26 protein-coding genes are annotated in these 25,321 nt (G+C 70.3%); 5 read left to right on the top strand and 21 right to left on the bottom strand.

The window, feature by feature from the left end:
- The first annotated feature begins 65 nt into the window (after positions 1-65).
- On the top strand, positions 66-359 hold the full coding sequence (locus CEP50_RS15530; protein ID WP_258175300.1) for an acyl-CoA carboxylase subunit epsilon: 294 nt from the start codon (positions 66-68) through the stop codon (positions 357-359).
- A gap of 31 nt (positions 360-390) precedes the next feature.
- On the opposite strand, the gene CEP50_RS15525 is transcribed toward CEP50_RS15530, so the two are convergent.
- The 3 genes from CEP50_RS15525 to CEP50_RS15515 all read right to left on the bottom strand — a co-directional run bounded on the left by CEP50_RS15525 (position 391) and on the right by CEP50_RS15515 (position 3,175).
- A complete protein-coding gene (locus CEP50_RS15525; protein WP_106114683.1) occupies positions 391-597 on the bottom strand; it encodes a hypothetical protein in 207 nt (68 codons plus the stop codon).
- 157 nt (positions 598-754) lie between these two features.
- Positions 755-2,263, bottom strand: coding sequence for a glycerol kinase GlpK (gene glpK, locus CEP50_RS15520; protein ID WP_106114682.1), 1,509 nt, complete (start codon positions 2,261-2,263; stop codon positions 755-757).
- Positions 2,264-2,431: 168 nt separating this feature from the next.
- Positions 2,432-3,175 (bottom strand): MIP/aquaporin family protein, encoded by a 744-nt coding sequence (locus CEP50_RS15515; RefSeq protein WP_106114670.1) that lies wholly within the window; start codon positions 3,173-3,175, stop codon positions 2,432-2,434.
- A gap of 334 nt (positions 3,176-3,509) precedes the next feature.
- Between CEP50_RS15515 and CEP50_RS15510 the strand changes: the two genes are divergently transcribed.
- Complete coding sequence (locus CEP50_RS15510) at positions 3,510-4,304, top strand: DeoR/GlpR family DNA-binding transcription regulator (protein WP_106114669.1); 795 nt, start codon at positions 3,510-3,512, stop codon at positions 4,302-4,304.
- Between the two features lie 136 nt (positions 4,305-4,440).
- Entirely contained in the window at positions 4,441-6,180 is a 1,740-nt protein-coding gene (glpD, locus tag CEP50_RS15505; RefSeq protein WP_106114668.1) for a glycerol-3-phosphate dehydrogenase, read from the top strand.
- Between the two features lie 69 nt (positions 6,181-6,249).
- Here glpD and CEP50_RS15500 read toward each other — a convergent pair whose 3' ends face one another.
- The 9 genes from CEP50_RS15500 to CEP50_RS15465 all read right to left on the bottom strand — a co-directional run bounded on the left by CEP50_RS15500 (position 6,250) and on the right by CEP50_RS15465 (position 13,979).
- Positions 6,250-7,068, bottom strand: a complete 819-nt coding sequence (locus CEP50_RS15500) for an ESX secretion-associated protein EspG (RefSeq protein ID WP_258175302.1) — start codon at positions 7,066-7,068, stop codon at positions 6,250-6,252.
- 2 nt (positions 7,069-7,070) lie between these two features.
- Entirely contained in the window at positions 7,071-7,961 is an 891-nt protein-coding gene (locus CEP50_RS15495) for a PPE domain-containing protein (protein ID WP_106114666.1), read from the bottom strand.
- Between the two features lie 20 nt (positions 7,962-7,981).
- Positions 7,982-8,290, bottom strand: coding sequence for a hypothetical protein (locus CEP50_RS15490; protein ID WP_258175298.1), 309 nt, complete (start codon positions 8,288-8,290; stop codon positions 7,982-7,984).
- A 208-nt stretch (positions 8,291-8,498) separates the two neighbouring features.
- On the bottom strand, positions 8,499-9,128 hold the full coding sequence (locus tag CEP50_RS15485; protein ID WP_181188410.1) for a DUF3558 domain-containing protein: 630 nt from the start codon (positions 9,126-9,128) through the stop codon (positions 8,499-8,501).
- Between the two features lie 42 nt (positions 9,129-9,170).
- Entirely contained in the window at positions 9,171-9,554 is a 384-nt protein-coding gene (locus CEP50_RS15480; protein ID WP_106114664.1) for a DUF1707 SHOCT-like domain-containing protein, read from the bottom strand.
- Between the two features lie 4 nt (positions 9,555-9,558).
- On the bottom strand, positions 9,559-11,358 hold the full coding sequence (locus tag CEP50_RS15475) for an acetyl-CoA carboxylase biotin carboxylase subunit (protein WP_106114663.1): 1,800 nt from the start codon (positions 11,356-11,358) through the stop codon (positions 9,559-9,561).
- Positions 11,359-11,580: 222 nt separating this feature from the next.
- The gene (locus CEP50_RS15470) at positions 11,581-12,972 is read right to left on the bottom strand and encodes a dicarboxylate/amino acid:cation symporter (protein ID WP_106114662.1); all 1,392 of its coding nucleotides are present in this window, start codon (positions 12,970-12,972) and stop codon (positions 11,581-11,583) included.
- A 163-nt stretch (positions 12,973-13,135) separates the two neighbouring features.
- The gene (locus CEP50_RS20920) at positions 13,136-13,231 is read right to left on the bottom strand and encodes a putative leader peptide (RefSeq protein ID WP_374957100.1); all 96 of its coding nucleotides are present in this window, start codon (positions 13,229-13,231) and stop codon (positions 13,136-13,138) included.
- A 64-nt stretch (positions 13,232-13,295) separates the two neighbouring features.
- Positions 13,296-13,979: a Maf family protein gene (locus tag CEP50_RS15465; protein WP_106114661.1), complete on the bottom strand. Its 684-nt coding sequence runs from the start codon at positions 13,977-13,979 to the stop codon at positions 13,296-13,298.
- A gap of 82 nt (positions 13,980-14,061) precedes the next feature.
- Between CEP50_RS15465 and CEP50_RS15460 the strand changes: the two genes are divergently transcribed.
- Complete coding sequence (locus CEP50_RS15460; protein WP_106114660.1) at positions 14,062-15,366, top strand: aminodeoxychorismate synthase component I; 1,305 nt, start codon at positions 14,062-14,064, stop codon at positions 15,364-15,366.
- A gap of 71 nt (positions 15,367-15,437) precedes the next feature.
- Here CEP50_RS15460 and CEP50_RS15455 read toward each other — a convergent pair whose 3' ends face one another.
- From CEP50_RS15455 to CEP50_RS15435, 5 genes are all read right to left on the bottom strand, one after another.
- Positions 15,438-16,325: an MIP/aquaporin family protein gene (locus tag CEP50_RS15455; protein WP_106114659.1), complete on the bottom strand. Its 888-nt coding sequence runs from the start codon at positions 16,323-16,325 to the stop codon at positions 15,438-15,440.
- Positions 16,326-16,501: 176 nt separating this feature from the next.
- Positions 16,502-17,047, bottom strand: coding sequence for a GNAT family N-acetyltransferase (locus CEP50_RS15450; RefSeq protein ID WP_106114658.1), 546 nt, complete (start codon positions 17,045-17,047; stop codon positions 16,502-16,504).
- A 92-nt stretch (positions 17,048-17,139) separates the two neighbouring features.
- Complete coding sequence (locus tag CEP50_RS15445; RefSeq protein ID WP_106114680.1) at positions 17,140-18,054, bottom strand: neutral zinc metallopeptidase; 915 nt, start codon at positions 18,052-18,054, stop codon at positions 17,140-17,142.
- 129 nt (positions 18,055-18,183) lie between these two features.
- Positions 18,184-18,588 (bottom strand): thiol-disulfide oxidoreductase DCC family protein, encoded by a 405-nt coding sequence (locus CEP50_RS15440; protein WP_106114657.1) that lies wholly within the window; start codon positions 18,586-18,588, stop codon positions 18,184-18,186.
- A 35-nt stretch (positions 18,589-18,623) separates the two neighbouring features.
- The gene (locus tag CEP50_RS15435; protein ID WP_026449256.1) at positions 18,624-20,027 is read right to left on the bottom strand and encodes an NAD(P)H-quinone dehydrogenase; all 1,404 of its coding nucleotides are present in this window, start codon (positions 20,025-20,027) and stop codon (positions 18,624-18,626) included.
- Positions 20,028-20,516: 489 nt separating this feature from the next.
- Between CEP50_RS15435 and CEP50_RS15430 the strand changes: the two genes are divergently transcribed.
- The gene (locus tag CEP50_RS15430; RefSeq protein WP_026449257.1) at positions 20,517-20,969 is read left to right on the top strand and encodes a gamma-glutamylcyclotransferase; all 453 of its coding nucleotides are present in this window, start codon (positions 20,517-20,519) and stop codon (positions 20,967-20,969) included.
- 24 nt (positions 20,970-20,993) lie between these two features.
- On the opposite strand, the gene CEP50_RS15425 is transcribed toward CEP50_RS15430, so the two are convergent.
- The 4 genes from CEP50_RS15425 to CEP50_RS15410 all read right to left on the bottom strand — a co-directional run bounded on the left by CEP50_RS15425 (position 20,994) and on the right by CEP50_RS15410 (position 25,219).
- Positions 20,994-21,641, bottom strand: coding sequence for a hypothetical protein (locus CEP50_RS15425; protein ID WP_106114656.1), 648 nt, complete (start codon positions 21,639-21,641; stop codon positions 20,994-20,996).
- Positions 21,642-21,727: 86 nt separating this feature from the next.
- The gene (locus CEP50_RS15420; protein WP_106114655.1) at positions 21,728-23,095 is read right to left on the bottom strand and encodes an amidohydrolase; all 1,368 of its coding nucleotides are present in this window, start codon (positions 23,093-23,095) and stop codon (positions 21,728-21,730) included.
- Entirely contained in the window at positions 23,092-24,384 is a 1,293-nt protein-coding gene (locus tag CEP50_RS15415) for a M20 family metallopeptidase (RefSeq protein WP_219905506.1), read from the bottom strand. Before CEP50_RS15415 ends, CEP50_RS15420 begins: the two co-directional genes overlap by 4 nt.
- Before the next feature lie 409 nt (positions 24,385-24,793).
- Positions 24,794-25,219, bottom strand: coding sequence for a hypothetical protein (locus CEP50_RS15410; protein WP_106114654.1), 426 nt, complete (start codon positions 25,217-25,219; stop codon positions 24,794-24,796).
- Positions 25,220-25,321: the final 102 nt, after the last annotated feature.

Raw genomic sequence — 25,321 nt, 5'->3', positions numbered from 1 at the left:
GGCGTCGCCGCTCCCCGTTCCCGGCGGGCGCGTCCGACGGGAGAACCCGCACACGGAGGTACGCGATGACAGAGGATGGTTCCGCCGCCCCGGAGATCGAGGGCGTCGCCGAGTCCCCGGAGCTCGGTGCGGCACGACCGTGGCTGCGGATCGAACGGGGCAACCCGGACGAGGCCGAACTCGCGGCGCTGACGGTGACGCTGGCGGGTCTGGCCGCTGCCGGACAACAGCGGCCCACTCGGGAGCCGGCCCGGATGTCGGTGTGGGCCGACCGGGCGAGCGCGCTGCGTTACCCGGGTGGGCGTCGCCCGCTGCGTCCGGGGCCGCACGCGTGGCGGGCCTCGGCACTGCCCGGCTGAGGAGTGTGCTCCCGGCCGGCGACACCGTTCCTCACGCGGGAGGGGTCAGCCCGTCCAACCGCCCCGAACCACGGCAGGCGGGGCAGGTTCTCCACTCCCCGAGGGTCATCCCCGCGCGGGTGTCCTCGGTCGCCTGGATCATGTACAGGCGGGGTGCGTTGACCTTCCGGAAGCCGCCGCACCGAAAGCACAGTGTGTTCGGACCGGAGGCCCGTCCCCCGGACGGATACTGCCGCATACCCACCTCGCGTCCGTGACGCCGTTCCCACGGGAACCGGCCGGTTCCGGGCGGAACGGTACACGCCCCGGTGGGGCGCCGCGCACTCGCGGGCCCCACCGGTTTCCGTGCGACACCGTCCGCCGTCACGCGCGCGGGCCGTCCCCTTCGCGTCGACTCACTCCTCGACCCAGCCGAAGGTCTTGGTGACGGCCTTCTGCCACTCGTGGTACTGCTGCTCACGCAGCTGCTCGGACATCTTCGGCTCCCAGACCTTGTCCTCGGCCCAGTTGGCCCGGATGTCCTTCTCCCCGGACCAGAAGCCCACGGCCAGTCCCGCCGCGTAGGCCGCTCCCAGCGCCGTGGTCTCGTTGACCTTCGGGCGGATGACCGAGACACCGAGGATGTCGGCCTGGAACTGCATCAGCAGCTCGTTGTTGACCATGCCGCCGTCGACCTTCAGCGCCTTCAGGTCCACGCCGGAGTCGACGTTCATCGCCTCGGCCACCTCGCGGGTCTGGAAGGCGGTGGCCTCCAGCACGGCCCGAGCCAGGTGTCCGCGGTTGACGAAGCGGGTCAGTCCGGCGATCACACCGCGGGCGTCCGAGCGCCAGTGCGGGGCGAACAGTCCGGAGAAGGCGGGCACGAAGTAGGCTCCCCCGTTGTCCTCGACCTCGGAGGCCAGCTGTTCGATCTCGGGGGCGCTGCCGATCAGCCCGATGTTGTCCCGCAGCCACTGCACCAGCGAGCCGGTCACGGCGATCGAGCCCTCCAGGCAGTACACGGTGGGCTTGTCGTCGATCTTGTACCCGACCGTGGTGACCAGCCCGTTCTCGCTGAGCACCGGCTCGGTCCCGGTGTTGAGCAGCAGGAAGTTGCCGGTTCCGTAGGTGTTCTTGGCCTCGCCGGGGGTCAGGCAGGCCTGGCCGAAGGTGGCGGCCTGCTGGTCGCCCAGGATTCCCGAGATCGGCAGCCCGCCGAGCACACCCCTGCTCCTGAAGTGGCCGTAGACCTCGGAGGAGGAGCGTATCTCCGGCAGCATCGACATGGGCACGCCGAACTCGGCGCAGATGTCCGGATCCCAGCTCAGGGTCCGCAGGTCCATGAGCATGGTGCGGGAGGCGTTGGTCGGGTCGGTGACGTGCAGCCCGCCGTCGGTGCCTCCGGTGCAGTTCCACAGCACCCAGGTGTCCATGGTGCCGAACATCAGCTCGCCCCGCTCGGCCCTGTCCCGGGCACCGTCCACGTTGTCCAGGATCCAGCGGATCTTGGGCCCGGAGAAGTAGGTGGCCAGCGGCAGGCCGGTCCGGGACTGGTAGCGGTTCTGCCCGCCCTCGCCCCGGGCCAGCTCGCTGACGATGCCGTCGGTGCGGGTGTCCTGCCACACGATCGCGTTGTAGACCGGTTCTCCGGTGTGACGGTCCCAGACCACGGTGGTCTCCCGCTGGTTGGTGATCCCGACGGCGGCTATGTCGGACAGCACCAGATCGGCCTTGGCCAGGGCGCCCGCGCACACCTGCCTGGTGTTGGTCCAGATCTCCATCGGATCGTGTTCGACCCATCCGGCCCGGGGCAGGATCTGCCGGTGTTCCACCTGGTCGACCGCGACCACCTGTCCGGCGTGGTCGAAGACGATGCACCGGGTCGAGGTGGTCCCCTGGTCGATGGCTGCGATGTAGGAGGCCATGCTCTTCACTACCTTCCAGACGCGTGTCGGACGGATACGACGGTGTCGGATCCGAGAATGCCCGTTCCTCGACGGGCGGGCAGAACGTGCTTCCGGGGTTCCCTGCCGGATCCCCGACCACCCGGAGCAGCGCGGTCTCCGGTGCCACCGGCTCCCGCGCTCGCGCGATCAGACGGCGGGCAGCGCCAGCGCCAGCCCTCCGGCCAGTGCCCCACCCACGAGGGGGCCGACGATCGGCACCCAGGCATAGCCCCAGTCCGCGGAGCCCTTGCCCCGGATGGGCAGCAGGGAGTAGGCCACGCGCGGTCCGAGATCCCGCGCGGGGTTGATCGCGTACCCGGTGGGTCCACCGAGCGAGCTTCCGATACCGATCACGATGAACGCCACGGCGGCGTAGCCCAGCGCGGCGTTGCCGAACTCGGGGATCCCGTTCGGTCCGGCGGAGGCACCGGGGCTGAGCAGGATCCAGAACACCAGCACGAAGGTGCCGATGATCTCGGTGACCAGGTTCCACGGACCGCTGCGGACCGTGGGGCCGGTGGAGAAGATGCCCAGCGTGTTCGCCGGGTCGTCGTGCGTGTCGAACTGCAGTTTGTAGGCCAGCCAGCAGACCACGGCACCGAGAGCACCACCGATCACCTGTGCCGCCAGGTAGACCGGCACGTCGGCCCAGTCGAGCTGCCCGTTCACGGCCAGTCCGAAGGTCACGGCCGGGTTGATGTGCGCCCCGGTGGGGGCGGCGATGCTCGCACCCGCGAACACGGCGAAGCCCCAGCCGAAGTTGACCAGCAGCCACCCCCCGCTGTTGCCGAGGGTGTTGCGCAGGGTCACGTTCGCGACGACCCCGCAGCCGAGCAGGGTCAACGTGGCGGTGCCGAGCAGCTCGTAGATGAAGATCGTGCCCGCGTTCATCTCGAACCTCCAACGCTGTCACCCGACACCCCGCCGGGTGCCGGTCTCCGCTCCCGCCGGGCGGGAGTTCCGTGTGTTTCGTACCACCGCACCGCTACTACCTCCTTCGGGTGATAACTGCGGGTGCAGCTTGACGGAAGATTGGGTCACACTAGACCTGTGAAAATAAACATTGCAATAACCTCTCATTGATGTTTTTATCGGTTCAGGTGATTCAATCGGGGTGTCCGGCGGAACTCCCCGGCCTCGGGCGGGTCGAGCCACACGGCGGAAGGGCACTTCGGAGGCGGTAGAGGATGGCAGCTGTCCGTGTAGCAGGAGTGGCACGAGAGGGATGACGATGGCCACGCAGGGCAGGCGACCGTCCGGACGCCAACAGGACCGCAGACGCAGGATCACCGAGCTGGTCATGGCCGAGGGAACCCTGCGCATCGACGACCTGATCACGACCGTGGACGCCAGCGCGATGACCGTGTACCGGGACCTGGCGGAACTGGAGTCCCAGGGACTCGTCCACCGCAACCGGGGATACGTCTCGGCCGCGTCCTCGCTGCTGTACGAGGCCGCCTCCGAGTACCGGATGCAGCAGAACGAAGCCGAGAAGACCGAACTCGCCAAAACCGCGATCGACCTCGTCGAACCCGGCCAGGCACTGATGCTCGACGACTCCACCACGGGCGTGTACCTGGCCAGGCTGCTTCCGGACCGCGCACCGCTGACCGTGGTGACCAACCACCGCGGAGTGTTCGGAGAGCTCGCCGGACAGCAGGGAATTCACCTGATCTGCGTCGGAGGCGACTTCCTGCCGTGGGCGGACGCCTTCGTCGGGGGCATGGCGCTGGACGCGCTCCGCGGAATGCGGGTGGATCTGGCGATCATGTCCGTCTCCGCCGTGACAGACGGTGTCTGTTTCTATCCGCAACAGGAAATGGTGCAGCTCAAAAAGGCCATGCTCGCCTCGGCAAGCCGGTGCGTGCTCTACGTCGACCACACCAAGTTCCGCAGACGCGCCCTGCACGCGGTGGCACCGGCGGAGCGCTTCGACACGGTGATCGTCGACTCGAAAACCCCGGAGGCCGAGGTCGAGGTGCTGCGCAACAGAGGGGCCACGGTGCGCCGAGCAGGCTGACCCCTCCGGCCGCCGGACGGCGCACACCACGCGCGCGGCGTGTTCATCCGGCATCATGACCGCTGTCGGGTGCACTCGCGGTGAGCCGTTCCGCCTTCCTCGGCGGTGGGCTGCGAAACGAGCGAGGAGGACACAGGTGTCCAGTGACAAACCGGAAACCGCCGGACAGCAGGGCAAGATCGGCCCCGAGGAGCACGAGGAGAACTGGCGCCGACTCGGCAACGAGGAGTTCGACGTCGTCGTCATCGGTGGCGGAGTCACCGGAGCCGGCGTCGCGCTGGACGCCGCCACGCGGGGACTGCGCGTGGCGCTGGTCGAAGCGCGCGACCTGGCCTCGGGAACGTCCAGCCGGTCCAGCAAACTCTTCCACGGCGGGCTGCGCTACCTGGAACAACTCGAGTTCTCCCTGGTGCGCGAGGCCCTGCACGAACGGGAACTGATGCTCAACCGGCTGGCGCCGCACCTGGTCAAACCGGTGAGCTTCCTCTACCCGCTGACCCACCGGATCTGGGAACGCCCCTACACCGCCGCCGGGCTGCTGCTCTACGACCGCATGGGCGGGGCGCGCTCCGTGCCCGGGCAGAAGCACCTCACCCGCGCCGGGGCACAGCGGATGGTGCCCGCGCTCAAGCGGGACGCCATGATCGGGGGGATCCGCTACTACGACGCCCAGGCCGACGACGCCAGGCACACCATGACCGTGGCCCGCACCGCCGCCCGCTACGGGGCCGTGGTCCGCACCTCGACCCAGGTGGTCGACTTCCTGCACGAGGCCGACCGGGTGGCCGGGGCGCGGCTGCGCGACGTCGATGACGGCAGGGAGACCGAGGTCCGCGCCCAGGCGGTGATCAACGCGACCGGGGTGTGGACCGACGAGCTGCAACGGCTCTCCGGAGGCCGGGGACGTTTCCGGGTGCGGGCCAGCAAGGGTGTGCACGTGGTCGTCTCCCGCGACCGCATCGTCTCCGACAGCGGCCTCATCCTGCGCACCGAGAAGTCCGTGCTGTTCGTCATCCCGTGGGGCAACCACTGGATCATCGGAACCACCGACACCGACTGGAACCTCGACCTGGCGCACCCGGCCGCCACCAAGAAGGACATCGACTACATACTCGAACACGTCAACACCGTGCTGGCCACGCCGCTGACTCACTCGGACATCGAGGGGGTCTACGCGGGCCTGCGTCCCCTGCTCGCCGGGGAGAGCGACGACACCTCGAAGCTCTCCAGGGAGCACGCCGTGGCCAGGGTGGTCCCCGGACTGGTCGCGATCGCGGGCGGCAAGTACACCACCTACCGGGTCATGGCCAAGGACGCGGTGGACGCCGTCGCCAACGACGTCTCGGGCCGGATGGCCGAGTCCATCACCGACAAGGTGCCGCTGCTGGGGGCCGACGGCTACCACGCGCTGGTCAACCAGATCGACCAGATCGCGGCCGCCCACGGTCTGCACCCCCACCGGGTGCGTCATCTGCTCGACCGGTACGGCTCGATGGTCCACGAGGTGCTCGCGCTGGGCGAGCAACGCCCCGAGCTGCTGAAGCCGATCGACGAGGCTCCCAACTACCTCAGGGCCGAGGTGGTCTACGCGGTGCGCAACGAGGCGGCGCTGCACCTGGAGGACGTGCTGACCCGTCGGACCCGGATCTCGTTCGAGTACCCACACCGGGGGACGGAGTGCGCCGAGCAGGTGGCGCGACTGATCGGGGAGGAGCTGGACTGGGACGAGCAGCGCGTCTCCGACGAGGTGCAGCGCTACTGCGCTCGGGTGCGGGCCGAGCGCGAGTCGCAGAACCAGCCCGACGACCAGGCCGCCGACGCCACCCGGGTCGCCGCACCCGAGGCACGGGAGGAACTCGTCGAGCCGGTGAGTTGATCCGTCCGACGGGCGCCCGCCCGGCGCGGAGTCGTCTTCGCGCCGGGTACGGGCCGCTCGGGGGCTCCTTCAGTGCCCGGCCAGGGCCCGCTCGGCCGTGGTCAGCAGCAGCTCCTCCACCCGAGCGAGCAGCCCCCGGTGCCCGACGGGTGTGATCGTGCTCCAGGGTTCCCCGGAGGGAGCCGGGGTGCGCAACTGGGCGTAGCGCCCCCCGGCGGAGTCGAAGAAGCCCACCACGTGGTCCCCCCGCCGCCTTCCGGAGCGTCCCCGGACGGCGACCCCGAACTGGCCCCGGTGGTTCACGCCGTCGAGCATCCCGGTCAGCATCTCCGCGTCCTCGGCACGCACCCCCCGCCGGTACAGCGCGTCCCGCAGGGCCATCGGATCGTCGGCGGCCTCCTCCGCCGCCGCGTCCAGCGCCTCGCTGGGCAGGGTGACCGAACGCCCCTCCCCGGCCGGGAGATCGGGAAGCACCGTCAGCGCCTCCCGGGGCATACCGGTGGTCGCCGCCGGGCGCACCCGCACCCGGTCCTCCTCCTTGACCACCAGCACGGCCTCGTCCGACTCGGAACACCCCGTTCCCGCGACGAGCACGCGGACACTCCGCCCCAACCAGCAGCGTCCGTCCACCTCGCGGCGGGGGGAGTCGAGCAGCCGCAGCACACGCCCCAGTTCCTCGTCCAGTTCGCCATTCGCCCCCAGCTTCCGTTCCTCGACACTCCGCCAGACGCCTTCGACGAGCTCACGGCGCTCGGTGTGGGTCCTGCCCGGCGAGGGTGTCCTGAGCACCAGGGGAACCGCGCCCAGGCCCAGGTGCTCGACGAGCACGTCGAACTCCAGCAGGGACAGTTCGACGGGTTCGCCGGTGGTGGCAGCGTCGAGCGGCACGCTCAACCGAGATCACCGCCGATCACGGGACGCACCGGGGCACGCGGTTCGTCGAAGGGACCGCTCCCGCCGGGCGCGTCCGTCACCTCCACGAACGACTCCTCCCGCTCGTCCTCCACATCCCGGGAGGACGTCTTCGCGCCGGTGTTCCGACCCGCGTTGCCGGTCCCGTGTCCGTGCGGGCCGCCGACGGCACCCGCCGGACGACCCGGCACCGTGGTACGCGCTCCGCCGGGGGAACGTGTCCCCGTGCCGGAGGTCGAGGCCCCCGGCACCGCGGAAGCCCCACCCCTGCCGGAGTGTCCCCAGGAGAGGGTGATCTCCCCGGTGGGAGCACTCCCGGAGGTGGTGCGCGGAACGTCCACGACCACCCCGGGCGGTTGTTCGAAGGAGGCCAGCGCGGTCGTGTTGGCTTCGGAGGAGTCCTGGTACTTCCGCATCACGTCGAAGGCGCGCTGCTCGGCCGCCTCCTGTTCGCGCTCCTGCTGTTCGTAGTCGGTCTGCCCACCGAACAGGTGAACCAGGGTGGAGGTGACCGGATTCGGCCTCTCGGTGGTGATCTCCACCGGTGCCGGCATCTCCGCACGTGCCCGGGCGACGAAGTCGGCCTGCTGTTCCGAGCAGAACCGCATCCACTCGGCCGCCTGCCGTGCGCGCTGCGCCCAGTTCTCCAGTGGGGTCAGCGCCCGGCGCGCGCTCTCGGCCGCCTCGCCCTGCCACTCCGCGCCGGAGCCGCGCAGGGCCGCGAGCAGGTCGTCGTCGATCTCCTCCAGTGCCCGGCCGAGCTCGCTCCATCGCCGGGCACAGGTCCCGGAAGCGGACGGGCCCGGCCCCTGGTGCAGCAGTTCGAACAGCTCGGCGTGGGTGTATCCCTGCCAGCGGTGGTCCGTCATTCCGCCTTCCCCGCCACGACTCAGCATCCGGTGTGCAACCGGGTCACATTGGACTCCTCGGTTCCCCGGTATTCGCGCTCCACCGAACGCAGGGCGTCCACAGCCTCCTGCAACCGGTCGCGATAGCCGCACAACGCCGTGAGCGCCGCCTGCTCTCCGCCGACCGAACGCTCGTTGAACTTCTCGGCGGTGCCGGTGCTGACGGGGTCGCCGGCCCAGGGACGTATGCGGAGCTCGGTGACGGCGTGTCCGATCTGGACTCCCACCGAGTCCAGCGAGGACTGCAGAGCTTCGATCAGGTTCGGAACGGCTGACGGCTCGACACTCATGGAACCGGCGCGTCCGGCAGCTTCCGTGGGCGGAAGTGCACCGGTCACACCGTCCCGAGGGGAACTGTCCGGCACGAACACCCTCCACTGTCGGGTACCTACCGTCCCACCTTAATGGCTCGGAAGGGCCGCAGGGAGTACTCCGATCGCGGGCATTATTGGTCACAGGCGGTGAAAAACCCGTTCGTGGGACGGTTGCCCGCCGGAGTCAGTCCGGAGGTGTCCCGGTGGAGACGGTGTACAGACTCCGCACGGCGGCCTCGGCGACACGACGGGCCCCGGCGCACAACCGGTCCAGCGGCGGTGGCGGGCTGGCCCCGTCGTCCCGGTAAAGCACGTCCAAGTGCTGCCCCTCGGCCACGTCGACGGCGACGTTGCAGGCCAGATCCAGCCCCGGTGTCCTGATGACCAGGGCGGGCATTCCCTCCACGGTCACCGGGCTCGCCCGCACCTGCGCGGTGTCACTGGTCCAGACGTGAACCCCCTCGCCGGTGACCAGAGCCAACCGCGCGCCCACCTTGGCCCTGCTGTTGCGGTAACTACAGGTTCCCGCGTCCGCGAACCCCCGCTCCACGCCGGGCAACGGGTCCCGGTCGAACCCCAACGCGGCACGCTGCCGCTGACTCAGCACACCGCACGGTTCCAGCCCCCGCAGGGACAGCTCCACCGGACGGGTGGGCAACGAGACCGTGCTCTCGGCGGGCACCGGAACCGGCTCGGGAGGCACGGGCCCCTCCTCGGCGCTCCGCTGGGGAGCCAGCACCGCACAGCCACCGAGCAGCAGAACTCCGAGCAGCCCCGGCAGACAACACCGGATGACCCTTGTCCGGGCACGCATGTGGTTCACCGTAGTGGAGAACACACGGCGGACGCGCCCCGGTCACTCCCGCGTGGCGAACCAGAAGAACCAGAACCCCACCAGCGGAAGCACGATCCAGACCTGCTTGGTGAACCACAGCAGAGCCAGCATGACCAGCAACACGGAGCCCGCCACCACACCCGCCCCCACGCGACGGCGGGCGGGCCTGCCGGACTCCGACGAACCGGTCGGGGCGGGAGAGGCGAGCACCTCCGGGTAGGGCTCGGGCAGATCGGCGAACAGGGCGGCTATCTCCGAGCGGTACCGTGCCCGTGCGGCACGCCCGCACCGCTCGTCGAACTCGTCGACCTCCAGACGCCCCGCGGAGAAGTGCTCGCCGAGCAGGGCGACCGCGCGGTCCCGGTCCCGGTCGCCGACACGAAACTCGTTGCCCTGCCCGGCCACGAACCTAGTCCTTGATCTCGCAGAGGGTGCTCTCCTGGCTGATGGAGTCACCCGGCTGCGCCTTCAGCCCGGTGACGGTCCCGCTCTTGTGGGCGGTAACCGGATTCTCCATCTTCATCGCCTCCAACACCAGGAGCTTGTCCCCGGCATCCACCCACTGGCCGTCCTCGACGGCCACGGTGACCACCGTGCCCTGCATCGGGGCGGTGACGGCGTCCCCGGAGGGAGCCGCTCCCCCGCCCGAGGCGCGGCGTTTGCGCGGCTTGCCCGCACCCTGTTTCTCACCGCCACCACCAGCGGCGGGGGCGGCGGTGGCGAAGGAGGCGGGCAACGAGACCTCCAGCCTACGTCCCCCGACCTCCACGGTGTACCGGTTGCGCTGTTCCTCCTCGGCGGGCTCGGTCCCGCCGGTGTGGGGCTCGATCGTGTTCTCGAACTCGGTCTCGATCCAGCGGGTGTGCACCGCGAAACCGTCGGTGCCGGTGAAGGCCGGATCACGCAGCACCACCCGGTGGAAGGGCAGCACCGTGGCGATGCCCTCCACCCGCATCTCGTCCAGGGCCCGGCGGGAACGCTGCACCGCCTCGGCCCGGTCGGCACCGGTGACGATCACCTTCGCCAACAGCGAGTCGAACTGTCCCCCGATGACACTGCCGCTGTCGACACCCCCGTCGACCCGGACACCGGGTCCGGCCGGCGGCACGAACTCGCTCACCGTGCCCGGGGTGGGCAGGAAGTTGCGCCCGGCGTCCTCCCCGTTGATCCGGAACTCGATGGAGTGTCCCCGGGGTTCCGGATCCGAGGTGATCTCCAGCGGCCTGCCCTCGGCGATCAGGAACTGCTGGCGCACCAGGTCGATCCCCGTGGTCTCCTCGGAGACCGGGTGCTCGACCTGCAGGCGCGTGTTGACCTCCAGGAAGGAGATGGTCCCGTCGGCGCCCACCAGGAACTCCACCGTTCCGGCACCGTGGTAGCCGGCCTCCGAGCAGATCCCCTTGGCGGCCTCGTGGATCCGGGCCCGCTGCTCCTCGGACAGGAACGGGGCGGGGGCCTCCTCGACCAGCTTCTGGTGCCGACGCTGCAACGAGCAGTCCCGCGTACCGACCACGATCACGTTGCCGTGCTGGTCGGCCAGCACCTGAGCCTCCACGTGGCGCGGCTTGTCCAGGTAGCGCTCCACGAAGCACTCGCCACGGCCGAAGGCCCCCTCGGCCTCCCGCACGGCCGAGTCGTACAGTTCGGGGATCTCCTCCAGGGTGCGGGCCACCTTGAGCCCACGTCCCCCGCCGCCGAAGGCTGCCTTGATCGCCACCGGCAGTCCGTGCTCCTCGGCGAAGGCCACCACCTCGTCCGAGCCGGACACCGGATCCTGGGTGCCGGGCACCAGCGGGGCGCCGGCCCTGGTGGCGATGTGCCTGGCGGTGACCTTGTCCCCGAGATCACGGATGGCGCGCGGGGACGGGCCGATCCACACCAGGCCCGCGTCGAGCACCGCCTGGGCGAAGTCGGCGTTCTCCGACAGGAAGCCGTATCCGGGGTGCACCGCGTCGGCGCCGCTGCGCCGGGCGGCCTCGATCACCTTGCCGATGTCGAGGTAGCTGTCGGCCGCCGTGGACCCACCCAACGCGAAGGCCTCGTCGGCGAGACGGACAAACGGGGCCTCGGCGTCCGGGGCGGCGTAGACCGCCACACTCGCGATCCCCGCATCGGCACACGCCCGCGCGACACGAACAGCGATCTCCCCGCGGTTCGCTATCAGTACCTTGCGCAACCGGTTCTGTGTGGTCGAGTCCTGCTCGGGCACCCCGTACCTCCTGTCACGACAACGTAGACCTTCAGAGAGTCTAGGAGCTTCCCCCTTCATCCGGACAGGTGGTGGCGAGTACGCGTCCCCATCCCCCGATTCCCACCGCCGGGGAAGCGCTCCGAGGACGAGCGGAACACGCGGTGCGGGGCCCCGGCTCGGCACCCCGCACCACAACGCTCTCCTCCCCCGGTGGGTTTCGCCCCGCCGGGGGAGTCCTCGTCACGCCTTGGCGAGAACGGGCTCCTCCCGGGAGCTCTGCCCGGCCTCCGGGTCCTCCGGACTCCCGTCCACCAGCAGCGGGGAGGAGGGAGCGTTGAGCACCTCGTCGTCCAGTATCCCCTCAGTCCGGGCCACGACGGTCGGAACCGTGATCTGCCCCGCGACGTTGGTCATCGTGCGCATCATGTCCATGATCGGGTCCACCGCGTAGGCGATCGCGATTCCCGTGGCGATAATGGCGGGCGGGAAGTCCAGCGCCCCCACCGTCAGGGTCAGCATGGTGAACCAGCCGGTGACCCCAGCGGTGGCGATCGCGCCGAACACCGCCACGGCCACGATCGTCAGGTACTGCACGAGTCCCATCTCGATCCCGAACAGGTTCGCGATGAACAGCGACCCCACTGCCGGGTACACGGCCGCGCAGCCGTCCATCTTCGTCGTCGTGGCCAGCGGGACGGCGAAACTCGCGTAGGAGCGGTCCACCCCGAGGTTGACGGCCGCCTGCCTGCTCAACGGCAGACTGGCCCCGGAGGACCGGGACACGAAGGCGAACTGCAGCACGGTCCAGGCCTTGCCGAAGAACCGGGCCGGGCTGACGCGGGCCACGAACCACAGCAGCAACGGGTAGAGACCGAACAGCACCAGCGCGCAGCCGAGGTAGGTGGCTCCGGTGAGTTTCAGCAACGGGGTGAAGAACTCGTTGCCGTAGGTGGCCACGGCGTTGCCGATCAGCCCCAGCGTGCCGAGCGGGGCGAGCCGGATGATCCAGCCCAGCACCCGCTGGATGATCTCGAAGACGGCCTTGTTGAACTCGACGAAGGGCTTGGCCTTGTCCCCCAGGCTGTAGGCCGCCGCACCCACCAGCAGCGACACGAAGACGACCTGGAGGGTCTCGCCCTCGGCGAAGGCCCCGACCAGGTGTTCCGGCACGAGCCCCTGCACGAGGTCGAGCCAGGAGCCACCGCTCATCTCACTGACCTCGTCCACCCGCTGTTGGTCGGGGGTGATGTCGACCCCCTGTCCCGGGCGCAGCAGGGAGGCCACTCCGATACCGATCAGCACGGACACCAGCGAGGTCAGCGCGAACCACAGGGCCGTCTTGCCCCCGAGCCTGGCCGCCGTACGCCCCCCACCGATGGTGCGCAGGCTGGTGATGCCGACCACGATGGCCGTGAAGATCAACGGCAGCACCGTGAAGGTGAGCAGTTTGGTGAACGTGGACCCGACGGTGTCCAGGGTCGTCACGAGCCATTCCGCCCCGGTGGAGTCGGCCACCCAACCGAGCAGGGCTCCGAGCAGGAGGGAGGCGATCACCGCCAGGGCGAACACCTTCGGGTTGAAACGTAAGAAGGAACCGCGTCGACGTGAGGATGCGACCTGTGTCTCGGACACTTGTTGTCTCCCGGAAAGCAGGTTTTACCGGGGCACGTCACCACGCGCCCCGATGGGCTCGAAATACGAGTACTGGGAATTTCGTCCGGGTGACGGGAGTCCGCTACTGCCCGAGTCGCAGGGCGACCACCCACGGTGGGCGGACTCTACCTGTCCCGGAGGTTCACCGGCGACAAATACAACTGGCCTGCCGTCGCAGATCGACGTGCAGGCGCTGCGTGAGATACCGGGCGGGGCTCCGGTTCGTTCGGGGTGTCATCGCGTCCGTGGTCAACAACCCCACGATCGGGTTTGTTCCCGTCTGCCCGACGGGGTGGTCACGATCACACGACGGAGCCGGAGTCGGCCCGGGAGGGAGCCTGCTCGACACTCTCCGCGCGGTTCCACAGCGAGACCACCTCGACGCCCACCCGGGCCAGCAGGGAACGGGTGAGCGGAAGGCTGATACCGATCACGCTGGAGGGATCCCCGTCCACCCCGTTGACGAACCAACCGCCGAGTCCGTCCAGGGTGAACCCCCCGGCCACCCGAAGTGGCTCCCCGGTGGCGATGTAGCGGTCCAGCTCGTGCGCGGAGGGCTCCCCGAAACGCACCCCGGTGGAGAGGTGGTCGCCGACGCGGTCGACGACGGTGCCCCCGCTCAGCCGCAGGACCGCGTGCCCGGTGAGCAGTTCACCGGAACCACCGGCCATCCGTTCCCAGCGCCGCGCCGCCAGCTCGGCGGTCGCCGGTTTGCCGACCAGCTCGTCCCCCTCCTCTCCGGGGACCCACAGCATCGAGTCACAACCGACGATCACCGCCTCGTCGAAGTCGGCGGCCACCCGCTCGACGACGGCCTCGGCCTTCGCCGTGGCCAGAGCCGTCACCAGCTCGGCCGGAGCGGGATCGGACAACGACTCCTGCACGGCTCGCTCGTCCACGCCGGAGACCCGGACGACCGGTTCGATCCCGGCGGCGCGCAGCACGGACAGCCGGGCGGGGGAGGCGGAAGCGAGTACGAAACGCACGCCCCCGACTGTAGCGGTGAGCGGGATTACTCGATTCGGGTGACCGGGCGGGGGAGCGGATCCGTCGCTGCATACTGGCGGTGTGCGACTGTTCACCCGGTCTCTCGAAGGAGACGCCACCGCCGCCGAGGTACTGCGTACGCTGCGCGAACGAGCGAGCCGTCGCGGGCTCGCCTCCCCGGCGGCCCTGACCGGAGAGTGGTTCGGCGGCGAGGCGGTGCTGGTCCCCTCGGTCCACGTCGAGGCCCACCGGCCGGACACGGCCTTGCGGTGCGTCGACGACCAGCCCACCGTTCTGCCCGACCCGGATGCTCCGCCGGAGGCGGTCGGCGGCGGCTGGATCGGCTACCTGGGCTACGGCCTGGCCGACCCGGCCGCCCGGGAACGACTGCCACGACAGCGGCTGCCGCCGGCGGCCTGGGGTTGGGCCGACCACGTGCTCCGCCGGGACACCACCGGCCGGTGGTGGTTCGAGGCGCTCGCGCACCGGGAGCCGAGGGAGTTGCTCGCCGAGCTCGGCGAGCTGGTCAAACACGCGGGCGCCACCCCCGCCGGGCACGTTCCCGCCTGCGAAGAGGTCCACCGCCCGGACCCGGCCCTGCACCGCAAGGCGGTACGCCGCTGCGTGGAGGAGATCGCCGCGGGCGAGATCTTCCAGGCGAACGTGTGCAGCAGGTTCACCCTGCCCTTCACCGGGGACCCGCTGGAGCTGTTCACCGCAGGCAGCGCCCGGTTCCACCCCGCCAGGGCCGCCTACGTGGCGGGCGACTGGGGCGCGGTGGCCTCGCTGTCCCCGGAACTGTTCCTCGCCCGTCACGGCCGAGTGGTGCGCAGCAGCCCCATCAAGGGAACCACGCCCCGGCGCGGACCCGAGGACGAGCACAACGCCGACGTGCTGCGCGGCTCGACCAAGGACATCGCCGAGAACGTGATGATCGTGGACATGGCCCGCAACGACCTCGGCAGAGTGGCCACCACCGGCACCGTCACCACCCCCGAACTGCTCCGCGTGCAGCCGCACCCGGGGGTCTGGCACCTCGTCTCCGAGGTGCGGGCCGAGCTGCCCCGGGGCCTGCCCGACGCGGAACTGCTGCGGGCGGCGTTCCCTCCCGCCTCGGTCACGGGGGCGCCGAAGGAACGGGCACTGGAGATCATCGCCGAGTTGGAGGACCAGCCCCGCGAGGTCTACTGCGGCTCGGTCGGCATGTCCTCACCGGTCGCCGGCACCGAACTCAACGTGGCCATCCGCACCCTGGAGTACGCCGCGGGCGAGGTGGCCTTCGGCGTGGGAGGCGGGATCACGGCCGACTCCGACCCCGAGGCCGAGTGGCGGGAGTGCCTGACCAAGGCGGCACCGCTGCTGTCCCTGCTGGGGCGGGACGGCTGACCCCGTCACCGGTCCCACCGCACCACGGTACGAACGGGTCCCCGCACCTTCCCGAGCTCGCCGGAGCAGGTCTATTCGGGAACCCGGCCCACCTCCGGCGCGGCCCTGTCCGCCAGCACGTGCCCCACGAACAGGTCGTAGACCACGGCGCCGAGCACGCCTCCGACCAGCGGTCCGACTATCGGGATCCAGAAGTACCAGGAGAACCACTCGTAGCTGCCGGGAAAAGCCAGCTCCTGCCACCCGGCCAGATAGGTCCACAACCGGGGGCCGAAGTCCCGCGCGGGGTTGATCGCGTACCCCGCTCCCGGGCCGAAGGTCAGCCCGACCACGGTGACGACCATCCCGATCAGGAACGGCCCGAGGTTGGAGGCGGGGGCCATGTTGCGTCGGTCGATCAGCGCGCAGATCAGCCCGACCAGCACAGCCGTCCCCACGATCTGGTCCAGCAACGGTCCCCACCATCCCCCGCCGAAGTACTCGGCGGGAAACGTCGCGAAGACCGAGAAGGTGTCCAGTGACTCCGCGCGCGACGTCCCCGAGGAGACCTCGAAGGCCCGCAGCGCCGGTGCGTAGACGGCGTGGACCACGGCGGCCGCCAGGAAGGCCCCCACCACCTGGGCGAACCAGTAGGGCACCACCTTGTACCGGGGGAAGCTCCTGCGCACGGCGAACGCCAGCGTCACCGCCGGGTTGATGTGGGCCCCACTGACCCCGCCGGCCACGTAGACCCCGAAGACGACCCCGAACCCCCATCCCCAGATGATGATCAGCCAGTTGGCGGGGCCGAACTCGGTCACCTGCCGACCGGACTCGGGCAGGGCGGCCACCGCGACGGCCACCGAACCACATCCCAGCAGGATCAGTACGAAGGTTCCGAGGACCTCGGCGAGCATCTCACCGCCGAGTCCCCGCCGATAACGCCAACGGGTGTGCGCGGAATCCGTCCCCCCGGTCATCGCCCCCTCCTCGACCGCAGCGGGCACCACTCACACGGAAAAACCCGGAGACGGACGCCCCCCGTTCCGCCTCCCCGGGACGCGAGCTGCTCTGACGGAGTCAGCGTAATCGAGCGACGGCGACAACGCCGGACGACGAGGGGCGGGGCACCGAGGCCCTCCCACCGGGGCGAAGCTCAGCGGGAGTGCCCCAAAGGCCGCTCCCTGCGCCAGACCATCTCGATCCCGCATCCCCCGGGCGCCACCGGCTGGGCGGGAGGCAGGGTTCCCACCTGCCGATAGCCGAGGCGCTCGGGAACACCGCGGCTGCGCACGTTGGCCAGATCGTGCGTGATCTCCACACGCAGCGCCCCGCGACGGAAGGCCTCGTCGGTCAGCACCGCCACCGCCGTGGTCATCACTCCCCGACCGGTGCGGGAGGGGTGCAGCCAGTACCCGACCTCCACTCCGGCACACGCCCGGGGCATCAGGCTCACGCTCCCGGCGAGTCCGTGCTCGTCGAGCACCGCGAAGTCGAACTGTTTCCCGGACCGCCACCCGGAGACGCTGTCACGCAGGAACCCGAGGGCGCTGTCACGGTCGTAGTGGCGGGCCCAGGGCATCCACGGGGCGAGGTGGCCGAGGGACTGGCGCACCGTCCGGACCAGTTCGTCGACGTCCTCGGGCCTCCAACGACGCAACCCCACCCCGGAGGAGGAGAAACGCTCGGCCGGTGTGTCCATCCCACGATGATGCGACAACGCGACTGCCGCGGTCACTCCTTTTTCCCGCCGTACCACCACGCCAGCGCGCCCCTCCGAAGGTGCTCGCGCCCTCACCGGACGGCGGACTCCGGGGCCGACCACGTGTCACAGGCTCCGGTGTTGCCCCGCCGGTAACCGGCCTCCCTCCAGCGCCGCTGGTTGTCCGGCGATCCGTGGGTGTTCGTCATCTTCGTACTGCCCGGAGCGGTCACGAGGCGCTCGACGACCGCGGCGTCACCCGCCGGGGTCTCGGCGAGGCGGGCCATGAACATCCCGGCAAAGCACTCGGCCTGCAGCTCCAACCTCCGGACGAGCCGGAGGGTCTTCGGGTCGTCGCCGGGGGCCCCACCCCGGCGCACGGCCGAGGCCCGCATGATCTCGGAGAGGTGCTGGACGTGGTGTCCGTACTCGTGGGCCAACAGCATCAGGTGGGACTCCTCCCTGGTGCCGAGGTCGGCCAGTACCCACTGCCTGGGCAGGTGAATCGTTCCGGAGCAGTAGAAGGCCGTGGGACGACCGCGCTCCTCCGACCTCTCCCGACAGTCGGGGGCCTGTGAGTCCAGGCTCACCCGAGGGGTGCGCCGCTGTACTCCCGCACCGGTGAGCACGTCGCTCCAGGCCCGGTCCAGGCACTCCACGGCCCGGCGGTAGTAGTCCAGCATCCGCTCCCGCGTCTCGGTGAGTTCCGGAAGCTCGCACTCCACCTCGGCCAAGCGGAGGGAGCGGTCGGTCACCGGGTTGTGCTCCAGCTTGCCCGCGGGTTCGATCCGTTGCGGGGCTCCGTCCCGTGCCCGCGGGGCGGCCGTGCTCGACCGTTCCGGCGGCTCGTCCGGGAACAGCCCCTCCGGTTTGGCCAGGGCGGTGACCAGTACGACACCGAAAACCAGCCCGAGAACCCCGAGAATCGCCCACGGCGAGTTCCGCTGTTCGCCGGGATCGTCCTCAGGGAAGGACGGCGTTTTCCTCCGGCGTCTGCTCCGAAACACTTCCCGAATCTCCTGCCCCGACCGTTCCGTGAGAACCACGAGTGGTTCCCCGAGCATTGTCCACGCTCGGTCGCACGACGCTCGCCGCCCCACGGCGGGTCCTCGGCACCGTCCCCGGCGGACTCGGCGCTACCGGTGGTTTCCGCCCTGCCCGGGCCTGCGTTCCGGGGGTAGCCGACAGGCCGGGGTCTCCCCCGGCAGTCGGTGCCTGTTGTCGGCCACCACCCGGTACACCCACTCGGCCACAGTGGCCACGCCCGGCAGGGCCAGCACTCCTCCCAGCAGTCGCAGTGGACCCCGGCAGCGCCGCAACAGTGCGGCCACCGCCGCCGCCCCGCCGTGGACCCGCCCCGAGGACGGTTCCACGAGCACAACCTCGTGTCGAGCACGTCCTTCGGTGACCCCGAGCCGGGCCAGGTCTGCCTCCTGCCAGGGGATCGCGCTCACCCGAACGGGAAGACGGTCCACCACGCGGACGCTGCGGGTGCAGAATCCGCAGTCACCGTCGTAGACGAGCACCGGCCTGTCACGCACGGATGATCCCCTCCGGCTCTCGGGTGGGGGTGGAGTCAGTCGAGGTCGTCGTGTCGCATCAGCTGGCGCCCCGCCTCGGTCAACGATCCGGACAGCGCGGGATACACCGAGAAGGTGTTCGCCAGGTCCTCCACCGTCACCTGGTTCTGCACCGACAGCGCCAGCGGGAGGATCAGCTCGCTGGCGTTGGGGGCCACCACCACACCACCGACCACCACGCCGGTGGCGGGACGGCAGAAGACCTTGAGGAAACCACGGCGCACGCCCTCCATCTTCGCCCTCGGGTTCCCCGACAGGGGCAGCACCACGCTGCGGGCGGGCACCTCGCCGGACTCGATGGCCTGCTGACTGATTCCCACGGTGGCGATCTCCGGGTGGGTGAACACGTTGGCCGCCACCGTCTTCAGCTTGATCGGGGACACTCCCTCCCCCAGGGCGTGCCACATGGCGATCCGACCCTGCATCGCCGCCACCGAGGCCAGCAGCAGCACTCCGGTGCAGTCCCCGGCGGCGTAGATCCCGGTCGCGCTGGTCCGCGAGACCCGGTCCACCGGGATGTAGCCGGAGCGGTCCACCTCGATGCCGACCCGTTCCAGACCGATGTCCGAGGTGTTGGGCACGGAACCGACGGTCATCAGGGCGTGACTGGCTTCGAGCTGCCTCCCGTCGGCCAGGTGGATGAGCACACCGGAGTCGGTGCGGTCGATCCGCTCCGCCCTGGCGTGCTTGACCACGCTGGCTCCCCGCTCGGAGAAGACCTCCTCCAGCACGGCGGCCGCGTCGGCGTCCTCGTGCGGCAGCACGCGGTCCCTGCTGGAGACCAGGGTGACCTTCACCCCCATCTCCGCGTAGGCGGAGGCGAACTCGACGCCGGTGACTCCGGAGCCGACCACGGCGAGGTGTTCGGGAAGCTCGGGCAGGTCGTAGAGCTGACGCCAGGTCAGGATCCGCTCCCCGTCGGGCTGGGCGCCGGGCAGGATGCGCGGGGTGGCGCCCGTGGAGATCAGCACGATGTCGGCGACCAGTTCCTCGTAACCGCCGTCGCCGAGGTCCACGCGGATGCGGTGGCGGGCCAGCCCCGGTGACTCGTCGACGAAGCGGGCGCGTCCCCCCAGAATGCGCACTCCCTCGCGGTGCACCCGGGAGCGTATGTCGGCGGACTGGGCCAGGGCCAGCCCCTTCACCCGGCCGTGGACCACGGAGGTGTCCACATCGGTGGCTCCCTCCTTGACACGGATCCCGAGTTCCTGGACGTCGCGGATGGAGGAGCGCGCACCCCCGGAGGCGATGAAGGTCTTCGACGGGACGCAGTCGTAGAGCACGCAGGAACCGCCCAGTCCTTCCGCCTCGACCAGCGTGACGTCCGCTCCGTTCTGCGCGGCCACGAGGGCTGCCTCGTATCCCGCGGGCCCGCCTCCCATGATTACGATGCGGGTCACTTCGCTCTCCTCCTAGGATCCGTCCGGGAGTTGGTCAGATGGTGGCCGAGCGGCCGCCGGCGGCGGCACGGCACACGATCACGAAACCGGTTCCGCGTTGTGCGCGCCCGATTCGTTCCTCGGCGGTACCGCGTGAGCCGGGTCCTCCGAGACTCCCTCGCGGGCGGAGGGGGGTGCATCCCACCGCAAAAAGGTATAGACCACTCGCACACCCCTTCGTCTCCGGGCTCACGCCCACCGGGTCAACGGTACGCCGCCGTGTCCGACGAACACGTCACCGGTACCGACCACGCCCCGTTCCGGAGTGACGACGCACCGCGCGACGGGCACCGAGGGCGGAACGAGCACGACCACGACCCACCCCCAGTCGTGTGTCCGGCGGTTTCACCGCAGCACGGAAACTCCGGCCGGGCACGGCACGAAACGTGACGCAATCCCAACACCACACGGTGAGGGACAACGGCCACCAGCACGGTTACCCTGTGAGCCGTGCCGCTATACGCAGCCTACGGATCCAACATGGATCCGGCTCGGATGGTCGAACGCGCCCCCCATTCCCCCGTGGCGGGGACAGGGTGGCTGATGGACTGGCGCCTCACCTTCGGAGGTGAGGACCTGGGCTGGGAAGGTGCGCTGGCCACCATCGTCGAAGAGCCCGGCTCGCACGTGTTCACCGTGCTCTACGACGTCAGCCCCGAGGACGAGCAACGACTCGACAGTTGGGAGGGGGCGGAACTCGGTCTCCACAAGAAGCTGCGGGTGCGTATCCACACCCTCGACGGCCCCACGCTCGCCTGGCTCTACGTCCTGGACGCCTACGAGGGGGGTCTGCCCTCGGCACGCTATCTCGGCCTGATCGCCGACGCCGCCGAGGCGGCGGGAGCCCCGGCGGACTACGTGGAGAAACTGCGTGCCAAGCCCTGCACCAACGTGGGGCCCTGACCGAACCGCCACGGCGGAACATCCTCAGCGGGAGGAGTCGGGGTGCTCCGCCGGCCGGGCGTGGCGGCGGAGCACTCCGGGAACGGTCCGCAACAGGGCACGCGCCCGCCGCGTCCCCCGACGGTCCCGCCGTACGCGGAGTCGCTGCTCCACCAGGGCCCACAGCCCCTCCGTTCCCGACGGCAGGGACGCGACCTGACGCAGACAGCTCACCGCACGCTGCTCCTCGGCCGTGCACAGCACCTCGGTCAGCGCCAGGTCGAGCACCTGTGTGGGCAACCCGTCGAGTTCCACCACCTCGCCCTCGCGAACGCCGTTCTGACGCACCACCAGCCCGGGGGCACGACGCACCTGCCGGTGGTACGGGACCGTCACGTACGTGACGCGGGAGAGCGCGGCCCGGCACCCGTGCACCGCCAGGGCGGTCAGGCCGGACAGCACGGCCTCGGGGCCGGCCCGCAGCAGAGCGGCCCGCGCCCTCGTGGCCGGATCGTCCACCTCCTCGGCCAGGACGACCACTCCCGGCCAGAGGTTCACCAGCGTTCCCGTGGACAGTGCACGGCGTAGTTCCTCCCGTCCCCCCAGACGGCGGCACGCCTCGGCGTGGGTCGCGGCGCCGCCCATCCGCTGTCGGAGCGTGGACTCGGCCCGGTTCCGTTCCGTTCGTTCCATACCCGTTCGTTCCATACCCGTAGGAGGGCGCGGCCCCCGCCACGGATACATCCCGAACGGGTGAGTTCTTCTCCGCCGTACTCGCGCTACCGGCTGAGGGCGGCCAGAGCGGTGTGCACCATGGTGCGCACCCCCACGGGCAGCGCGCGTTCGTCCAGCTCGAAGTCGGGCTGGTGCAGATCCGTACTACGGGTGTGTTCCCCGGCCACCCCCAGGCGTGCGAAGGAACCGGAGACGTGTTCCAGGTACCACCCGAAGTCCTCACCACCCGAGGACTGGGGAGTCCCGCTCTGCGCCTGCTCACCGAGCGCCTCCCCCACGGCGGCCCGCATCAGCCGGGTGCTCTCGGCGTCGTTGACCACCGGAGGAACCCCGCGCCGGTGCTGTAGGTCGAACTCCACCCCCAGCGGGGACAACAACCCCTGGACCAGCTCACGCACCAGCGGTCCCAGCTCGGCCCACGTGTCCCGGTCCCCGGTACGCAGCGTGCCACGCAGCGTCCCCTCCCTGGGGATGGCGTTGGCGGCCTGGCCCGCGTGCACGGCTCCCCAGGCGAGCACCGTGCCGGTACGCGGATCCACCCGGCGGGAGAGCAAGGTCGGCAGACCGGTGATCAGCGTTCCCAGCGCGTGCACCAGATCCCCGGTCAGGTGCGGCCGGGAGGTGTGTCCGCCCGGCGAGTCCAGTCGGATCTCGAGCAGGTCGCTGGCCGAGGTCAACGCACCGATCCGCGTGCCCACCGTGCCGACCGGCAGACGCGGGTCGCAGTGCAGACCGAAGACGCGTTCCACCCCATCGAGCCCGCCGGCGGCCAGCACGTCCAACGCTCCACCGGGCATGACCTCCTCGGCCGGTTGGAAGATCAACCGTACCCGGCCCGGAAGCCGGGGGGCCGTGGTCAGTGCCGAGGCCACGCCCAGCAGGATCGCGGTGTGCGCGTCGTGACCGCAGCAGTGGGCCACCCCCGCCTCGTTCGAGGCGAAGGACACCCCGCTCGTCTCCGTCAACGGAAGCGCGTCGATGTCGGCCCGCAACGCCACCGTACGGTCGCTGTCCGCACCGTTGTCCAGGTCACAGACCAGGCCGGTGCCGACCGGCAGCACGCGGGGGCGCAGCCCCAGTGCGGTGAGCCGCTCGGCGAGCCACGCGGTCGTGCGGTGCTCGGCGCGGGACAGTTCCGGCTCGGAGTGCAGCTTCCTGCGCCACTCCACGACACGTTCGGCATTGGCCGCGAGCCACTCGTCCAACCATCCGGGCCCACGGCCGGCACCGAGGTCCGTCACGCCGGAGCGCACGCCCCCCATGCTCTCCTCCCGAGCGGGTTCCGGCGCGGTGGACACGGACTCCCGCCGCACCGATCCGGTGTCGTCGAGCGCACCGGTGACCGAATCGGCCGTGTCGAGCACGGAACGGCTACCGTGGGTGTCCGGTCCACGAGAATCCAACGCGGTCACGAGACGCCTCCAGCATCGGAGAGCCGGTCCGGCGACCGCCGGACCGGGGAAGTGGTTCGATCCGCGGCGGCCGACAGCAGACGCTCGCGCTGCTCGGGGTGGGCGGACGCCCGCGCCGCCGTGCACGCCAACGCCGCCGCGCCGTCGAGCACGGCCCGATCCGCCGAGTCCGACACGCAGGCCGCCGCGAATTCAGCCTGGTGATTGACCGCTTCCCCGCACTCCAGCGCGATCATCGGGTGCACCGAGGGGACCCGGGCGCTCACGTTGCCCATGTCGGTGCTGCCGATGATGCCCTCGCGTTCCCGCTCCCGCTCAGCCACGTCCCGTCCCAGTTCCCGGGCCACGGCACGGTAGGTCTCGGTGAGCCACTCGTCGGTGTCGAGCTGGGTGTAGACCGGGGAGAGCCGCACGACCTCCACGGAACAGCCGGTGGCGGTGGCGCCCGCCTCGAAGCAGGCCCGCATCCGGCGTTCCAGACGGTCGAGGGACTCCCTGTCGGCCGCTCGGAGGTTGTACTCCAGAGAACTCCGTTCGGGAACGATGTTCGGTGCCGCTCCCCCGTCGGTCACGATCCCGTGCACCATCTGGTCGCTCTCCAGGTGCTGGCGTCGCAGCCCCACGGCCACCTGCGCGACCGTCGCCGCGTCCGCCGCGTTCACCCCGAGCTCCGGAGCCGCCGCCGCGTGCGCGGAACGTCCGGTGTAGGACACGCGCAGGTCGGTGATCGCCAACGAACGGGGGGCGCACACCTCGGTCGGTCCCGGATGCACCATCAGCGCCACGGCCAGCGGGTCGAACAGGCCCCTCTCCAGCATGTGGATCTTGCCGCCGCCGGTCTCCTCGGCGGGGGTACCGAGCACCCGGACGGTGATCCCCAGTTCCTCGGCGTACTCGGCCAGCGTCAGTGCCGCTCCCACCGAGGCCGCGGCGATGATGTTGTGTCCACAGGCGTGCCCGACCTCGGGGAGGGCGTCGTACTCGGCGCACAGACCGACGACGAACTCACCGGATCCGTACTCGGCGGTGAAGGCGGTTTCCAACTCGGCCACCGGGGCGGTGGTACGGAAGCCGTACTCGGCCAGTGCCGTGACGAGCAGCTCCGCACCACGGTGCTCGGCGAAGCTCGTTTCCGGATACGCGTGCAGCTCGTGCGAGATGCCGAGCAGCCGGTCACGGTGACGCGACACCGCCTGACGCCAGTGTTCGGCGGAGACCGGCGGTTCGGGACGCCCGTCGTGGGACCGCCCACCGTGGAATTCGGGAGAGTGCGGGGAATCGGTTCTCATTTGTCGCCCATAGTGCACCACCGGGGCGGGCGTCGCCGGTTCTGGAGAACACCGGATAGCTCACCGGTACGATCCGAGCGCCGAACGGGAGGAGGAATTCGCGGCGACCGAACTCCGGTGGGCGCCGAGCGGCACCCACCGGCTCCGCGCGGGATCGGGTGGATCGGCACCGGTCGGGGGGCTTCCCGGTGCCGACCCACATCTCCGGGCCTGGGCCCGAAGTCGAATGGTGACCGACGGAACTCAGGCGTCCGTGGGTCACCACACGTTCCGTCGACTGTGAAGCTCCCACACGTTTTTCTTCAGGTCTAGTCCACGTGACGGAAAATTCACACAAAACAGACCGCGAGTTCTGTTACCCACGCCACCACCGGCGGTCCCCACCTCGGCGAACCACGCGGCGAGGCACTCAGCTGCGTTTGCGCCACCGCGTCACCATGGACTCCTTGCCCCGCTGTCTGCGCACGAACAACACCAGCACCACCAGCCCCACGCCGACGGCACCGATGACGTAGCGCCGGTCCTGCTCGGAGGCGTTCTCCGGGGCCTCCTCCGCGTACACGACGGTCTCCGGGGGCTCGCGGCCGTCCGTGCTCCCGGAGACACCGGTCACACTCTCCTGTGCGGCAGTCGCGGCGGACCGCTCCACGGGCACGGTCGGGGCCCGCGTCGACCCCGCCGGGTGAGGCTCGGCCGCTGCCGCGGCCGGGAACAACGCGCACCAGGTGAGCACCAGTCCGGACAGGAGGGGACGGAGCAGGGGGCCGACGGGAGAACTCGCCCGCGCTCGGGCACCGCGCGGGACCGTCTCGTCCGGTGTCCGGGTATCTCGCATGGCTGACACCACGCCTCCACAAGAAGTCACGCCTAGGAGTGACCGTCGACGCACAATAAGTACCAAGAGTAACGGATCAATCGCGAAAAGACCCAAAACGGA

Source organism: Actinopolyspora mortivallis (assembly GCF_003001495.1).
Lineage (GTDB): Bacteria > Actinomycetota > Actinomycetes > Mycobacteriales > Pseudonocardiaceae > Actinopolyspora > Actinopolyspora mortivallis_A.
This window is presented reverse-complemented; position numbering and strand designations above follow the sequence as displayed.

Excerpts from the sequence above, each read along its gene's own strand:
- CEP50_RS15530 (WP_258175300.1), top strand. The coding sequence starts at position 66 with ATGACAGAGGATGGTTCCGCCGCCCCGGAGATCGAGGGCGTCGCCGAG.
- CEP50_RS15525 (WP_106114683.1), bottom strand. The coding sequence starts at position 597 with ATGCGGCAGTATCCGTCCGGGGGACGGGCCTCCGGTCCGAACACACTG.
- glpK (WP_106114682.1), bottom strand. The coding sequence starts at position 2,263 with ATGGCCTCCTACATCGCAGCCATCGACCAGGGGACCACCTCGACCCGG.
- CEP50_RS15515 (WP_106114670.1), bottom strand. The coding sequence starts at position 3,175 with ATGAACGCGGGCACGATCTTCATCTACGAGCTGCTCGGCACCGCCACG.
- CEP50_RS15510 (WP_106114669.1), top strand. The coding sequence starts at position 3,510 with ATGACGATGGCCACGCAGGGCAGGCGACCGTCCGGACGCCAACAGGAC.
- CEP50_RS15495 (WP_106114666.1), bottom strand. The coding sequence starts at position 7,961 with ATGACGGACCACCGCTGGCAGGGATACACCCACGCCGAGCTGTTCGAA.
- CEP50_RS15490 (WP_258175298.1), bottom strand. The coding sequence starts at position 8,290 with ATGAGTGTCGAGCCGTCAGCCGTTCCGAACCTGATCGAAGCTCTGCAG.
- CEP50_RS15485 (WP_181188410.1), bottom strand. The coding sequence starts at position 9,128 with ATGCGTGCCCGGACAAGGGTCATCCGGTGTTGTCTGCCGGGGCTGCTC.
- CEP50_RS20920 (WP_374957100.1), bottom strand. The coding sequence starts at position 13,231 with ATGACACCCCGAACGAACCGGAGCCCCGCCCGGTATCTCACGCAGCGC.
- CEP50_RS15455 (WP_106114659.1), bottom strand. The coding sequence starts at position 16,325 with ATGACCGGGGGGACGGATTCCGCGCACACCCGTTGGCGTTATCGGCGG.
- CEP50_RS15450 (WP_106114658.1), bottom strand. The coding sequence starts at position 17,047 with ATGGACACACCGGCCGAGCGTTTCTCCTCCTCCGGGGTGGGGTTGCGT.
- CEP50_RS15425 (WP_106114656.1), bottom strand. The coding sequence starts at position 21,641 with ATGGAACGAACGGAACGGAACCGGGCCGAGTCCACGCTCCGACAGCGG.
- CEP50_RS15415 (WP_219905506.1), bottom strand. The coding sequence starts at position 24,384 with ATGAGAACCGATTCCCCGCACTCTCCCGAATTCCACGGTGGGCGGTCC.
- CEP50_RS15410 (WP_106114654.1), bottom strand. The coding sequence starts at position 25,219 with ATGCGAGATACCCGGACACCGGACGAGACGGTCCCGCGCGGTGCCCGA.